The following is a 13704-nucleotide window of genomic DNA, read 5'->3' on the forward strand; positions in this document are numbered from 1 at the left end:
TGTCTGGTGCGGTTTTGGACGGCGCGGGGCGGGGACGCAAGCGTCCTACAGCCGCCGGCGCATCCCAACATGGCTGGGGGCGAAGCCCAGCCGGGCGTAGAAGCGCTGGGCGTCCTTGCGGCTTTCGTGGGTGAAGAGCTCGATCGCCGAGCAGCCGCGGGCCCGCGCCTCGTCCATCGCCCAGGCGATGAAGGCGGCGCCAACCCCTTGTCCGCGCAAGCCTGACGCCACCCGCACGGCCTGGAGCAGGGCGAAGCGGCCGCCGCGATTGGACAGGCCCTGGATCACGGTCATCTGCAGGGTTCCCCGCACCTCGCCCCCAACCTCGGCCACGGCCAGCAGGGTATTGGCGTCGAGCCGGGCGAAGGCGGCGGCGTAGGTTTCGAGGTCTGTCAGGTCCTCACGTCCCGCGCCCAGGGCGTCATCGGCCAGGAGGGCGATTATGGCCGGGAGATCGGCGGCGACGGCGGGGCGGAAGGTCGTTGCGTTCACGTCTTCCGCTGACGCGTCAGGTCACGGAACAGGTTGCGAAGGCTGTCAGCGAGAACATCATTGGCGGCTATCAGCAGGGCGATGCTGACAATGGCGACCCCGTGCATCGTATGCGCTGCGGACGGGCTGACGACATGGGGGATTGTGGGGGCGAACCACATCGCGGCGGCTAGGCAGAAGAAGGTTCGCCGCAGCCAGATCATCCCTACACCCGACCCATCACCAAGCTGCCATTGGTGCCGCCGAAGCCGAAGCTGTTGGACATCACCGTCTCGACCTGGCGGTCCTCGCGTTTGCGCAGGATCGGCATGTCGGCGAAGGCCGGGTCGAGGTTCTCGATGTGGGCGCTCTCGGCCAGGAAGCCATTGTTGAGCATCAGCAGCGAATAGATCGCCTCCTGCGCGCCGGCGGCGCCCAGGCTGTGGCCGGTCAGGGACTTGGTCGAGGAGATGGCCGGGGCCTTGTCCCCGAACACCGCGCGGACCGCCTCCATCTCCTTCAGGTCGCCGACCGGGGTCGAGGTGCCGTGCGGGTTGAGATAGTCGATCTTGCGCCCGCCGAGTCCGGCCATGGCCAGCTTCATGCAGCGCGCCGCGCCCTCGCCGGAGGGGGCGACCATGTCGTGGCCGTCGGAATTGGCGGCGTAGCCGATGATCTCGCCATAGATCTTGGCCCCGCGGGCCTTGGCGTGCTCGTACTCCTCCAGCACCACGATCCCGGCCCCACCGGCGATCACGAAGCCGTCGCGGTCCTGGTCATAGGCGCGGCTGGCCACGGCCGGCCGGTCGTTGAAGTTGGAGCTCATGGCGCCCATGGCGTCGAACAGGTCAGACAGGGTCCAGTCGAGCTCTTCCGTGCCGCCGGCGAAGACGATGTCCTGCTTGCCCATCTGGATCTGCTCATAGCCCACCCCGATGCAGTGGGCCGAGGTGGCGCAGGCCGAGGAGATGGAGAAGTTCAGGCCGCGGATCTTGAACCAGGTGGCGAGCGTGGCCGAGGGGCCCGAGCTCATGGCCTTGGGCACGGCGAACGGGCCGATGCGCTTGGGGCCCTTCTCCCGCGTCGTGGCGGCGGCCTCGACGATGGTGCGGGTGGACGGGCCGCCGGAGCCGACGATCAGGCCGGTGCTTTCGGTGGAGATCTCCGATTCCTCCAGGCCCGAATCGGCGATCGCCTGCTCCATGGCGATGTGGCCATAGGCCGTGCCAGGGGCCAGGAAGCGGGCCGCCCGGCGGTCGACCATGGATTCCCAGTCGATCTGCGGGGCGGCGTGGACCTGGCTGCGAAAGCCGAGCTCGGCGTATTCCGGCGCCCGGATGATCCCCGAACGGGCCTCGCGCAACGCGGCCAGGACCTCGTTGCTGTTATTGCCGATTGAGGAGACGATCCCCATTCCGGTGACGACGACGCGGCGCATCCTGGTTCCCTAACCCTGTTATCGTGGCCGTCCGGCCTAGTTCTTGGCGTAAAGGCCGACCCGAAGGTCCTTGGCCTCGTAGATCACCTTGCCGTCGGCCTCCAGCACCCCGTCGCCGATCCCCATCACGAGGCGGCGCAGAATCACCCGCTTCAGGTCGATTCGATAGACGACTTTCTTGATGTTCGGCGTGACCTCGCCGGAGAACTTCACCTCGCCGACGCCGAGCGCGCGGCCCTTGCCGGGGGCGCCCGACCAGCCGAGGAAGAAGCCGACCAGCTGCCACATGGCGTCCAGGCCCAGGCAGCCGGGCATGACGGGGTCGCCGATGAAGTGGCAGTCGAAGAACCAGAGCGCCGGGTTGATGTCGAGTTCGGCCTCGACATAGCCCTTGCCATGCGCGCCGCCGTCATCGGTGATCTTGGTGATGCGGTCGAACATCAGCATCGGCGGCACCGGAAGCTGGGCGTTGCCGTCGCCGAACATCTCGCCCCGTCCGCAGGCGAGCAGTTCATCGAGGCTGTAATGGTCCTTAGCCTTCGCGCCGGTGATCATGTTCCGCCTCTTCCTGCCTGAAATCTCTTTGGGTGCGGCCTAGCAGAGCCCGCACGCGGGCTCAACGGCCCGCGAGGGCTCCGGCTCCCGCGCAGAGGGGCGCGCTCAGCCGCATTGGGGCTTTTCGTCGGTGCCCCACACTTCCGAGGCGGGGGCCCAGCCATTGGCCCCGTCGACCCGCAATTTGCACCAGCCCTGGCTGTCGCAGCGGACCAGGGTCGCCATGGCCCTGGGATTCAGCATGGCGATGACGTGGGACTCGGCCTTGGGGCTGCGGTGCAGCGGCAGGGGGGCGGCCTGCATGCGGATCACCATGCGCCGGCCGTCGGTGGTGCGCTTGTGCACCCAGGCCATGCCGTGCTCGGGATCGCAGACGCGCCGCCATTCGGAATTCTCCGCCACCACCTGCACCGGCAGGCCGCGCACCCGATAGACCCACAAAAGCTTGTGATCGTCCCCCGGTCCGGACCGGGCGTTCACCTGGTCGAACTTCAGGGAAACATAGCGGGGAACGGGCAGGCCGGAGGGCGTCGGCCGGTCCGCGGGGGCCGCCAGGGCGGTCTGGCTCGTGAAAATGAGCGCCGCCGTCAATTTCATCAGCGCGCTCGCACGTCGCATGTGCGTGTTCGCCTGTCCTTGGCCGTTCATGCCCCCTTTGCTAGAGGGTTGGGAAAGAAGGCGCCATAGGCGCTGATCCCAGGAACGCTCTTTTCGGAAGTCGCCGAACCGCCCATGGCCGCCCGCAAGCCGAAAGTCATCGTCACCCGCAAGCTCCCGGACGCCGTGGAGACGCGGATGCGCGAGCTCTTCGACACCGAACTGAACCTCGACGACGCCCCGATGAGCCGCGCGGCGCTGATCGACGCCGTCGGCCGGTGCGATGTTCTGTCGCCCACCATCACCGACGAGATCGACGCTGAGCTGATCGCCGCGGCCCAGGCCGGCGGGCGTCTCAAGCTGATCGCCAATTTCGGAGCCGGGGTCGATCACATCGACGTGGCCGCCGCCTCCGAGGCCGGGATCGTGGTCACCAACACCCCCGGCGTGCTGACCGAGGACACCGCCGACCTGACGCTGGCCCTGATGATGGCGGTCTCCCGCCGCATCGTGGAGGGCGCCAATCTCGCCCAGGCCGGCGACTTCAAGGGCTGGACCCCCACCTGGATGATGGGCCGGCGAATCACCGGCAAGCGGCTGGGCATCATCGGCATGGGCCGCATCGGCCAGGCCGTGGCCCGCCGGGCCCGCGCCTTCGGCATGTCGATCCACTATCATAACAGGAAGCCGGTCAGCCCCCGCATCGCCGAGGAGCTGGAGGCCACCTATTGGGAGAGCCTCGACCAGATGCTGGCCCGGATGGACATCATCTCGGTCAACTGCCCGCACACGCCCGCCACCTATCACCTGCTCTCGGGCCGCCGGCTGAAGCTGCTCCAGCCCCACGCCATCCTGGTCAACACCGCCCGCGGCGAGATCATCGACGAAAGCGCTCTGGCCGAGGGCCTGGCCAAGGGCGAGATCGGCGGGGCGGGGCTCGACGTGTTCGAGTTCGAGCCGGCGATCAATCCCAAGCTCTTGAAGCTGCCCAACGCCGTGCTCCTGCCCCACCTGGGCTCGGCCACGGTCGAGGGCCGCATCGACATGGGCGAAAAGGTGATCATCAACATCAAGACCTGGATGGACGGCCACCGGCCGCCCGACCGGGTCCTGCCGGCGATGCTTTAGCCCGTCATCACCATCTTCAGCGCCCCGGCCTCGCGGGCGTCGAACATCCGATAGGCCTCGGCGCCCTCCGACAGCGGCATGACGTGGGTGATGTGGCGCTCGGGCTTCAGCTTGCCGGCCTGGATGAGCGGGATCAGCTCCGGCCACCAGCGCGGCACGGAGCAGGTGCCGATCCGGAAGGTGACGTTCTTCATGAACGACACGCCCATGGGGAAGTCGAAGCTGCGGCTCTGATTGACCCCGATCACCGAGACCGTGCCCATGCGGCCGGCGATCTTCAGGGACAGCGTGATGGTGGCGTCGGCGCCGACCGCCTCGACGACGGAGTCGCACATCTCGCCATGGGTCGCCTCGGCGATCTGGGCCTGGGCGTCCTTGGCGTCGAGCGCGATGGCCCCCAGGCTGGCCGCGATGGCCCGGCGCTCGGGCACCAGGTCGATGGCGAACACCCGCGCCGCCCCCAGCACGAAGGCGCCCTCGACAGCCATCAGCCCGATCGGCCCCAGCCCCACCACCGCGACCGTCGAGCCGGGGCGGATGTCGGCGTGGCGCAGGCCGTGCCAGGCGGTCGGCAGGTTGTCGGTCAGCATCAGGGCCTGGTCTTCGGTCAGGCCCTCGGGGATCTTGGCGACATTGAAGTCGGCGGCCGGCACCCGGATCGCCTCGGCCTGGCAGCCCTCCAGCTTGTGGGACAGGCCGTAGCAGGAGGCCGCATGGTTGGCGCAGCGGTTGATCTCGCCGGCCAGACACGAGGCGCAGGCCCCGCAGCCCACGGCCGCCGACAGCATGACCTTGTCGCCGGGCTTCAGCTGCTTGACCCCGCGCCCTACCTCGACCACCTCGCCCACCGCCTCATGGCCGACACAGAAGCCGAAGTCCGGCGAGAAGCCATGGCCCTGATAGATGTGCAGGTCCGAGCCGCAGATGCCGCACTTGCTCATCCGCACGATGGCGTCGCGGTCGTCGGCCAGGGTGGGATCGGGGAAGCTCTCGAAGCGGATGTCCCGCGCCCCCTGGTACAGCAACGCCTTCATGGTCTGGTCTCTCCCCGTTTGACCCCATCGGACGACGCTGACGCCGCGGGCGTCAAGCGGGCTTCAAGTCCTCGCCCCGTTTACGGGGAGAGGGTTTGGGTGAGGGGCGCACCGCGGAGCGGTGCGTCTTGCGGCGAGACGGGTGGGGCTGAGCTTCAGCAAGAGCCCCTCACCCTACCCTCTCCCCGCGAAGCGGGGCGAGGGACGCCAGCCTGGGTCACCCCCCGCACACCGGGCAGTCCGCGTCCGCGCCGATCCGCACCGTGCGGGTCTGGGCGGCGAGCGCGTCATAGATCATCAGCCGTCCGTCGAGCGGCGTCCCCGCCCCGGCGATCAGCTTGATCGCCTCCAGCGCCATCATCGAGCCGATCACCCCGGCCAGAGCCCCGATCACCCCCACCGCCTGGCAGGTCTCGGCGTCCGGCGGGATCTCAGGGACCAGGCAGCGATAGCAGGGCTGGCCGTGGAACACCCCCACCTGGCCGGTCCAGCGGCCAATGGCGCCGGAGACGAGCGGCGTCCCATGGGCGACGCAGGCGGCGTTCACGGCGAAGCGAACCCCGAAATCGTCTGTCCCGTCGAGCACCAGATCGACCCCTGCGACAAAGGCCTTGGCGTTCTCGGCCGCCAGCGCGATCTGGCGGGTCTCGATCCGCACGTGAGGGTTTAAGGCGAGCAAATGCTCACTTGCGGCCTCGACCTTGGGACGCCCCAGATCGGCCTCGGCATAGATCACCTGGCGCTGCAGATTGGAGCGGTCGACCACGTCCGGGTCGGCGAGGATCAGGGTCCCCACCCCCGCGGCGGCCAGATAGAGGGCGGCCGGCGCGCCCAGCCCGCCCAGGCCGACGACCAGCACCTTGGCGGCCTTCAGCCTCTGCTGGCCCGGACCGCCCACCTCGCGCAGCACCAGGTGGCGGGCGTAGCGTTCGACCTCTTCGTCGGAAAACGTCATGCGTCTTGACCTCGCCCCGTCCCCTGCTCACATCGCCGCCATGTCGCAGAACAGTTCAACATTCCCAGACTGGCACGGGACCACCATCCTGGCCGTCCGCAAGAACGGCAAGACCGTGATCGCCGGCGACGGTCAGGTGTCCATGGGCCCAACCATCGTCAAGGGCAACGCCCGCAAGGTCCGCCGCCTGGCCGGCGGCAAGGTCCTGGCCGGCTTCGCCGGGGCCACGGCCGACGCCTTCACCCTGATCGAGCGGCTGGAGGCCAAGCTGGAGCAGTATCCCGACCAGCTGGCCCGGGCCTGCGTCGACCTCGCCAAGGACTGGCGCACCGACCGCTATTTGAGAAAGCTCGAGGCCATGCTGCTGGTCGCCGACAAGGACCAGATCTTCACCGTCACCGGGGTCGGCGACGTGCTGGAGCCGGAATCCGGCTGCGCGGCGATCGGTTCGGGCGGCAATTATGCGCTCGCCGCGGCGCTCGCCCTGCTGGACACCGAGGTCGACGCCGAGGCCCTGGCCCGCAAGGCCATGGGCATCGCCGCGAAGATCTGCGTCTACACCAATGGCGAACTGACGGTTGAGAGCCTCTAGGGCATGACCGAGCCGCTGACGCCCGAGCGCGCGATCTATGGCGGCTACCTGCGCGTGCGCCTGCCGGTGCGGCTCTCGATGATGGCCGTGCTCTGGCTGCCGGTCCTGACCTACGGCATGGGCGCCTTCCGCACCCACATCGCCTTCAGCCTGGCGGCCGTGGCCGCCGCCGCCCTGGCCGGGGCGGTCGCCCGCGCGATCGCCGTTCCCCTCTGGCGGCGCTGGGCCTATGCCCGCGTCGCCGACATCGCCGAGCTGAAGCGCCAGGCGATCACCGGGCGGCTGATCTTTCCCGACGGCCACTGGATCACCCGCCTGGAATGGACGCCGCCGACGCTCGCCGCCGAACTGGCCCGCTTGGAAGCCGCCGAGGCCGGGCGCATGATCGGCGGATGAACCGTTCCGCCGCCCTCGCCCTGACCCTCGCCCTGGCCGCCGCCCCGGCCTTGGCCAAGCCCGCGCCGGCCGATCCGCGCCAGGTGGTCGCCGCCGAGACCGCCTTCGCCGCCGACACCCTGGCCATGGGGATCAAGGGCGGGTTCCTGAAATGGTCGGCGCCCGAGGCCATCCTGTTCGCCCCCGACCCGGTCAAGGCCCACGACCTCTACGGCGCCCGCCCCGACAAGCCGGGCAAGCCGCTCGTCTGGTGGCCGGTCTGGGCCGGGATCTCCCGCTCGGGCGACCTCGGCTTCACCTCCGGCCCGTCCACCTATGACGGCCAGCCCAACGCCTGGTACTTCACCGTCTGGTCGCGCCAGGCCGACGGCGGCTGGAAGTGGATCTATGACGGCGGCGTCGATGCGGACCTCAGCCACGCGCCGCCCCAGGGTTCGACCCCCGTCTATTTCGCCCCGGCGACCGGCCCCTCGCTCTATCCGGAGCACGCCTGGAGCCAGGTGAAGGCCGCCGAGGCCGCCCTGGCGCTCAAGGCCCGCACGGATCTCGCCGCCGCCTACGCCCCGGTGCTGACGCCGCAAACCCGCATGCAGGGCTCTCCCGCCGCCCCGGCGACCACGCCCGCGGCGGTGCAGGCCGAACTGGCCGCCCGCGCCAAGACCATCGACTTCGCCCCGCTCGGCGGCTCGACCTCCGTCGCCGGCGACCTCGCCTGGACCTATGGCGACGCCCGCTGGACCGGCGGCCGCGGCCACTATGTCCGGGTCTGGCGCCACGACCTGGCGGGCTGGCGGCTGGTCTTCGACCAGATTCTCAGCGTTCCCGCGCCTAAGCCCTGAGGCGAGGGGTCTTGATTTCGCCCGGCCACCCTATCTATCGGGCGTCATGACCGAGTTTTCCCCCCGCGAAATCGTCTCCGAGCTCGACCGTTTCATCGTCGGCCACCCCGAGGCCAAGAAGGCCGTCGCCGTGGCCCTGCGCAACCGCTGGCGCCGCCGCCGGGTCGAGGGCCCGCTGCGCGACGAGGTCACGCCCAAGAACATCCTGCTGATCGGCCCGACCGGGGTCGGCAAGACCGAGATCGCGCGCCGCCTGGCCCGGCTCGCCCAGGCGCCGTTCCTGAAGGTTGAGGCCACCAAGTTCACCGAGGTCGGCTATGTCGGCCGCGACGTCGACCAGATCGTCCGCGACCTGGTGGAGACCGCCATCGCCATGGTCCGCGACAAGCGTCGCGCCGGCGTCCGCGCCCGCGCCGAAGGCGCGGCGGAGGAGCGCATCCTCGACGCCCTGACCGGCCCCGGCTCCACCGCCGCCCGCGAGAGCTTCCGCAAGAAGCTCCGGGCCGGCGAGCTGGACGACAAGGAGATCGAGCTGACCCTGGCCGACACCGGCGCCGGCCTGCCGATGTTCGAGGTCCCTGGCCAGCCAGGCGCCCAGATGGGCATGCTCAATCTGTCGGAGATGATGGGCAAGGCCTTCGGGGGCCGCACCAAGGCCCACAAGACCACGGTCAAGGCCGCCTGGACCCCGCTGATCGCCGAGGAGAGCGACAAGCTGGTCGACCAGGAGGCGCTCGCCCAGGAGGCCGTCGAACTGGCCGAGAACAACGGCATCGTCTTCATCGACGAGATCGACAAGGTGGCCAGCCGCTCCGACCGCGGCGGCGGCGGGGCCGACGTCTCCCGCGAGGGGGTGCAGCGCGACCTCCTGCCTCTGATCGAGGGCACGACGGTCTCCACCAAGTACGGGCCGGTGAAGACCGACCACGTGCTGTTCATCGCCTCGGGCGCCTTCCACGTCGCTAAACCCTCGGACCTGCTGCCCGAGCTGCAGGGCCGTCTGCCGATCCGGGTGGAGCTGAAGGCCCTGACCCGCGACGACTTCCGCCGCATCCTCACCGAGCCGGAGGCCAATCTGATCCGCCAGCAGCAGGCCCTGCTGGCCACCGAGGGCGTGACGCTCACCTTCACCGACGAGGCCATCGACGCCCTGGCCGACGCCGCCGTCACCGTGAACGGCGCGGTGGAGAACATCGGCGCGCGCCGTCTGCAGACCGTGATGGAGAAGGTGCTGGAGGAGATCAGCTTCACCGCCTCCGACCGGTCCGGCGAGACGGTGGTCATCGACGCCGACACCGTGAAGCAGCGCGTCGGCGACCTGGCCCAGAACACGGATCTGAGCCGGTTTATTCTGTGAGCGGCGTCTGGCGACGACCCCTCACTCTGACCCCCTCCCCGCAAGCGGGGCGAGGGAACTGATCCTCAGGCCTCGACGCATCGCCCCCTCGCCCCGCTTGCGGGGAGAGGGTGGGGTGAGGGGAGCCTCACCACCGCGCCTTGCGGGCGTCCTGGATGGCGCCCTGCAGGGCCTTGGCGAATTCGGCGCGCTCGCTGGGGCTCAGGGCCGCGGCCACCTGGGCCTCCTTGCCGGAGAGGGCGAGCCGCACGTCCACCGCCCGGTCGTCCTCGGTCAGCACCGAGACCCGGGTGAAGGCGGTGGGGCTTTCCCACACCACCCGCGACCATTTCGGGGTCTCATGGGTCACCCGCACCTGGCTGTCGGTGACCCGCACCCGCTCGATCTGCCGGGCCGAGGCGAAGCTGGCCAGGAAGGCGATCAGCACCGCCAGCACGTCCAATCCTAAGAACATCGGCACCAGGGTCGCGCCCATGGCCAGGAACACCGCCGCCGAGCAGCAGTTCAGGAAGGTGACGATGGAGATCAATATGATGAACCCCCGCTCCGACAGGGATCGGTGCGGGCGGATCTCGGCGTCCATGAAGATCATGTCGTCCATGCCGGCTGCACCATAGCCGGAATCCGCGGCCGGCGGAATCGCCGTGACTTGGCGAAGCGGGGCGATGCGGCCATGGTCCGGCCATGCCGTCCGCCGTCGCCAAACCCGCCCGAAAGTCCGCGCCCAAGCCGCCCGTGAAGCTCAAGGCCAAGCCCGGCGCCCGCCGGCTCAGCCCCGCCGAGCGCGCCCGGATCGAGGAGATCTTCCGCCGCTTCCAGGCCGAGACCGACGATCCGCGCACCGAGCTCGACTATGAAAGCCCCTATACCCTGGTGGTGGCCGTCGCCCTGTCGGCCCAGGCCACCGACGTCCAGGTGAACAAGGCCACCCGCAAGCTGTTCGAGGTCGCCCATACGCCCCAGGACATGCTGGCCCTGGGCGAAGAGGGGCTGATCCCCCTGATCTCCTCGATCGGCCTGTTCCGCACCAAGGCCAAGAACGTGCTGGCCGCGGCGAAGATCATCATGGAGCAGCATGGCGGCGAGGTGCCGCTCACCCGCGAGGCGCTTCAGGCCCTGCCCGGCGTCGGGCGAAAGACCGCCAGCGTGGTGCTGAACGAACTGCGCATCGAGCCGGCCATCGCCGTCGACACCCATGTCTTCCGGGTCTCCCATCGCCTGGGCCTGGCCTTCGGCAAGACCCCGGACCAGGTCGAGGCCGAGCTGATGGCCCTCGTGCCCGAGCCCTATCTGGTCCGCGCCCACCACTGGCTGATCCTGCACGGCCGCTATGTCTGCCTGGCGCGCAGGCCCAAGTGCGAGGCGTGCCTGATCGCCGACCTCTGCCCGTCGCGCGGCAAGGCGGACTGAGCCCATGGCCGAGCGGCTGCCCCTCAACGGCCTGAGGGTCTTCGAGGCCGCCGCCCGGCTGGGCAGCTTCCTGCGCGCCGCCGACGAGCTCGCCATCACGCCGGGCGCGGTCAGCCGCCAGATCAAGACGCTGGAGATCGAGCTCGGCGTCCGCCTGTTCGAGCGGTTCAACCGCGCCGTCCGCCTGACCGAGGCCGGGGCCACCCTGGCCGTCGGCGTGCGCCAGGGCCTGGGCGTCATGGCCCAGGCGGTGGACCAGGCGCGCAGCCGGCGCGACGCCCCCGTGGTGATCTCGGCCACTCCCTCGCTCGCCGCCCGCTGGCTGGCCGCGCGCCTCTATCGGTTCCAGGAGCGGCATCCCGGCATCGACATCCGGGTCTCGGCCAATGACACCCCCGTCGACCTGGCCCGCGACGGGGTGGACATCGCCCTGCGCTACGGCAAGGGCCCCTATGTCGGCCTGCACGCCACCCGCCTGGCCACCGCCCACCTGTTTCCGGTCTGCACCCCGGCCTTCGCCGCCGAGGCCGGGCTGAAGACCCCGGCCGATCTCACCCGGGTCAGCCTGATGCAGGACATCAACGCCTTCGGGGAGGAGCCGGTCTGGTCCGACTGGCTGGCCGCCGCGGGGGTCGAGGGCGCGGCCGACGAACGGGGCGCCCGGTTCTCCAACACCTATCTGACCATCGAGGCGGTGCTGGCCGGGCGCGGCGTGGCCCTCGCCCACCGGGCCCTGGTGCTCGACGACCTGGCGTCGGGCCGGCTGATCCGGCCCTTCGACCTGGAGGTCGCCAGTCCCGCCAGCTACTGGGCCCTCAGCCTGCCCGAGCGCGCGGACCTGCCCCAGCTGCGCCGCTTCCGCGCCTGGCTGGTCGACCAGGCGGAGGCCGACGGCCTGCGGTCTTTCAAGTGATCTGAAGTCAACTGAGCGGCCCCGTTCTCGTTTGTCCGGCCGCCCTGAAGCGCGCTTCCTGCGAGGGTCTTCCACACCCTAAAGGAGCCCTCCCATGTCGAGCCCCGATTGCTTCCACGACACCCGTCCGGCCAAGGGCTGGCCGGAACGGATCGCCGTCTGGACCATCCTCGCCTTCCTGGTCGGCCTGCCCGCCGTCCTGGAAATCGCCATCTCGCTTCGCGACGGTCTGGGATGAGGCCGGCCGCCGCGGGGCTGCGCCAATCCGTCGCGGCAGGGTGTGGGCGGCCCCGTTAACACCCGTCGGCCTAGGCTCGTTCGGTCTGTTGGGAGCGCACCGCCACCATGACCGCCGACCTCGCCGCGGACGCCGAATGGGTCCAGATCTTCCAGGATCGGCGCCGCACCCTGCCTTTCAGGCTCGGTCTCTGCACGGTCGCCGCGGCCTGTATCGGGCCCTTCACCGACCTGCGCATGGTGGCCCTGTGGCTGACCCTGTTCGTCGCGATCCAGCTCACGGAATGGCGTCTGGGGCCGGTGACGCACCAGCGCCGCATCGGCTTCCTGCTGCTCCTGCTCAGCAATACGGTGGTCGCCGCCCCGGCGATCTTCGACGTCACGGCGTTCGGCGCCTGGGGCTCGGCCGTTTCGGTCGCCCTGGTGGCCGGAATCCTGGCGATCGGGGTGGCGGGCGCGCGCAGCGCGCCCCTGGCCTTTGCGGCCTCGGCGATCCCGTCCGCGGCCTATCTCACCGCCATTCCGCTGTTCGCCCTGTCCGTCGGCGCCGCGCCGCGCGACGTCTTCCTGATGGCCATCAACGGGCCGCTGCTGCTGACCGCGGCCTATGTCGGCTGGCGGGCCCAGGCCGGCGCCCTGCTCGGCGAGGCCAAGGCCGCGCGCGGGCCGAGCGCGCCGACGCCGCCAAGTCCGCCTTTGTCGCCATGGTCGGCCATGAACTGCGCACGCCGATCTCCGCCCTGCTGGCCGGTGTGGCGGAGGCCTCGCGCGCCACCACCCTGGACGACGCCGCCGACCATCTGCGGCTGGTGGACCACGCCGGCCGGATGATGCGCACCCTGCTGAACGATCTGCTGGACTTCTCCAAGCTCGAGGCCGGCAAGCTCTCGGTCGTGGCTGAGCCCTTCGACCTCGCCCGGCTGCATTGCGAGACCACGGCCTTCTGGGCGCCCGAGGCGCGCGCCCGGGGCCTCACCTTCACGGTGGAGGGCGGTCCCGCCCAGCCGGTCTGGCTCATGGGCGATGGGGTTCGCGTCCGCCAGGTCCTCAACAACCTGATCTCCAACGCCCTCAAGTTCACCACCGACGGCGGGGTGATCCTGTCCATCCGCGCCCCCGACGCCCAGGGCGGACTCAGCCTGGCGGTGATCGATTCCGGGCCGGGCCTGACGCCGGAACAGGCCGAGGGCCTGTTCAACCCCTTTCACCAGGCCCATGCCGGCGTGGCGCGCACCCACGGCGGCACCGGGCTCGGCCTGTCGATCAGTCGCGACCTCGCCCGGCTGATGGGCGGCGACCTGACCCTCGCGGCGCGGCCGGGCCATGGCTGCGTCTTCACCTTCACCGCCCCCCTGGTGGCGGCGGAGGCGCCGGGGGCCGAACCCGTCGGGGCGCCGGCCGATCCGGCGGAGGCGCGGTCGGGCCTGCGCATCCTGCTGGCCGACGACCACGAGGTGAACCGCCGCGCCTTCGCCCTGATGCTCGGGCCGGTCACCTCGGAACTGGTCTGTGTCGAGGACGGCGAGGCCGCCCTGCGCGCGGCCAATGACGGCGACTTCGACCTGATCCTGCTCGACCTCAACATGCCGAAGATGGGCGGACTGGAGGCCGCGCGGCGCCTGACCGCCCAGGCCGGCGGCCCGCCGATCCTGGCGCTCACCGCCTCCGTGGCGCCGGAGGACATCGACGCCTGCGCGGCGGCCGGCATGTCCGGCTTCGTCGCCAAGCCGGTGGAGCCCGCCGAACTCTACGCCGCCATCGAGGCCGCGCTCGCGGCCTGAG

The 13704-nt window shown here is 70.3% G+C and carries 18 protein-coding genes; 10 read left to right on the forward strand and 8 right to left on the reverse strand.

What is annotated here, in order from left to right:
- Positions 1-45 precede the first annotated feature (45 nt).
- The 5 genes from MQH10_RS17340 to MQH10_RS17360 all read right to left on the reverse strand — a co-directional run bounded on the left by MQH10_RS17340 (position 46) and on the right by MQH10_RS17360 (position 3061).
- A complete protein-coding gene (locus MQH10_RS17340; protein WP_242565268.1) occupies positions 46-492 on the reverse strand; it encodes a GNAT family N-acetyltransferase in 447 nt (148 codons plus the stop codon).
- Entirely contained in the window at positions 489-695 is a 207-nt protein-coding gene (locus MQH10_RS17345) for a hypothetical protein (RefSeq protein WP_242565269.1), read from the reverse strand. Before MQH10_RS17345 ends, MQH10_RS17340 begins: the two co-directional genes overlap by 4 nt.
- A gap of 2 nt (positions 696-697) precedes the next feature.
- Positions 698-1909 carry a beta-ketoacyl-ACP synthase I gene (gene fabB, locus MQH10_RS17350; RefSeq protein WP_242565270.1) on the reverse strand — a complete coding sequence of 404 codons (1212 nt, stop codon included), beginning with the start codon at positions 1907-1909 and terminating at the stop codon, positions 698-700.
- 36 nt (positions 1910-1945) lie between these two features.
- Positions 1946-2464 (reverse strand): 3-hydroxyacyl-[acyl-carrier-protein] dehydratase FabA, encoded by a 519-nt coding sequence (fabA, locus tag MQH10_RS17355; RefSeq protein ID WP_242565271.1) that lies wholly within the window; start codon positions 2462-2464, stop codon positions 1946-1948.
- A 105-nt stretch (positions 2465-2569) separates the two neighbouring features.
- A complete protein-coding gene (locus tag MQH10_RS17360) occupies positions 2570-3061 on the reverse strand; it encodes an SH3 domain-containing protein (protein ID WP_242565272.1) in 492 nt (163 codons plus the stop codon).
- 135 nt (positions 3062-3196) lie between these two features.
- Here MQH10_RS17360 and MQH10_RS17365 point away from each other — a divergent pair, with 135 nt between their 5' ends.
- A complete protein-coding gene (locus tag MQH10_RS17365; protein WP_242565273.1) occupies positions 3197-4189 on the forward strand; it encodes a 2-hydroxyacid dehydrogenase in 993 nt (330 codons plus the stop codon).
- Here MQH10_RS17365 and MQH10_RS17370 read toward each other — a convergent pair.
- A complete protein-coding gene (locus MQH10_RS17370) occupies positions 4186-5223 on the reverse strand; it encodes an alcohol dehydrogenase family protein (RefSeq protein ID WP_242565274.1) in 1038 nt (345 codons plus the stop codon). The genes MQH10_RS17365 and MQH10_RS17370 overlap by 4 nt on opposite strands.
- Positions 5224-5440: 217 nt before the next feature.
- Positions 5441-6178 carry a HesA/MoeB/ThiF family protein gene (locus MQH10_RS17375; protein ID WP_242565275.1) on the reverse strand — a complete coding sequence of 246 codons (738 nt, stop codon included), beginning with the start codon at positions 6176-6178 and terminating at the stop codon, positions 5441-5443.
- Here MQH10_RS17375 and hslV point away from each other — a divergent pair.
- From hslV to hslU, 4 genes are read left to right on the forward strand one after another with little or no spacing between them, the layout of a single operon-like run.
- Positions 6177-6770, forward strand: coding sequence for an ATP-dependent protease subunit HslV (hslV, locus tag MQH10_RS17380; RefSeq protein ID WP_419720787.1), 594 nt, complete (start codon positions 6177-6179; stop codon positions 6768-6770). The two genes, MQH10_RS17375 and hslV, sit on opposite strands and share 2 nt — an antisense overlap.
- Before the next feature lie 3 nt (positions 6771-6773).
- Positions 6774-7166, forward strand: coding sequence for a hypothetical protein (locus tag MQH10_RS17385; RefSeq protein ID WP_242565276.1), 393 nt, complete (start codon positions 6774-6776; stop codon positions 7164-7166).
- Positions 7163-8005, forward strand: a complete 843-nt coding sequence (locus MQH10_RS17390) for a DUF4440 domain-containing protein (protein ID WP_242565277.1) — start codon at positions 7163-7165, stop codon at positions 8003-8005. The genes MQH10_RS17385 and MQH10_RS17390 overlap by 4 nt, the downstream gene beginning before the upstream one ends.
- Before the next feature lie 46 nt (positions 8006-8051).
- Positions 8052-9362 (forward strand): ATP-dependent protease ATPase subunit HslU, encoded by a 1311-nt coding sequence (hslU, locus tag MQH10_RS17395; protein WP_242565278.1) that lies wholly within the window; start codon positions 8052-8054, stop codon positions 9360-9362.
- Positions 9363-9489: 127 nt separating this feature from the next.
- On the opposite strand, the gene MQH10_RS17400 is transcribed toward hslU, so the two are convergent.
- Positions 9490-9963, reverse strand: a complete 474-nt coding sequence (locus MQH10_RS17400; protein WP_242565279.1) for a DUF2244 domain-containing protein — start codon at positions 9961-9963, stop codon at positions 9490-9492.
- 83 nt (positions 9964-10046) lie between these two features.
- Between MQH10_RS17400 and nth the strand changes: the two genes are divergently transcribed.
- From nth to MQH10_RS17425, 5 genes are all read left to right on the forward strand, one after another.
- A complete protein-coding gene (gene nth, locus MQH10_RS17405; RefSeq protein WP_242565280.1) occupies positions 10047-10772 on the forward strand; it encodes an endonuclease III in 726 nt (241 codons plus the stop codon).
- Between the two features lie 4 nt (positions 10773-10776).
- Positions 10777-11685, forward strand: coding sequence for a transcriptional regulator GcvA (gene gcvA, locus MQH10_RS17410; RefSeq protein WP_242565281.1), 909 nt, complete (start codon positions 10777-10779; stop codon positions 11683-11685).
- A 94-nt stretch (positions 11686-11779) separates the two neighbouring features.
- Positions 11780-11923 carry a hypothetical protein gene (locus MQH10_RS17415; RefSeq protein ID WP_242565282.1) on the forward strand — a complete coding sequence of 48 codons (144 nt, stop codon included), beginning with the start codon at positions 11780-11782 and terminating at the stop codon, positions 11921-11923.
- 107 nt (positions 11924-12030) lie between these two features.
- A complete protein-coding gene (locus MQH10_RS17420) occupies positions 12031-12753 on the forward strand; it encodes a hypothetical protein (protein ID WP_242565283.1) in 723 nt (240 codons plus the stop codon).
- On the forward strand, positions 12666-13703 hold the full coding sequence (locus MQH10_RS17425) for an ATP-binding protein (RefSeq protein WP_242565334.1): 1038 nt from the start codon (positions 12666-12668) through the stop codon (positions 13701-13703). Before MQH10_RS17420 ends, MQH10_RS17425 begins: the two co-directional genes overlap by 88 nt.
- Position 13704: the final 1 nt, after the last annotated feature.

This window comes from Phenylobacterium aquaticum (assembly GCF_022695515.1).
GTDB lineage: Bacteria > Pseudomonadota > Alphaproteobacteria > Caulobacterales > Caulobacteraceae > Phenylobacterium > Phenylobacterium aquaticum.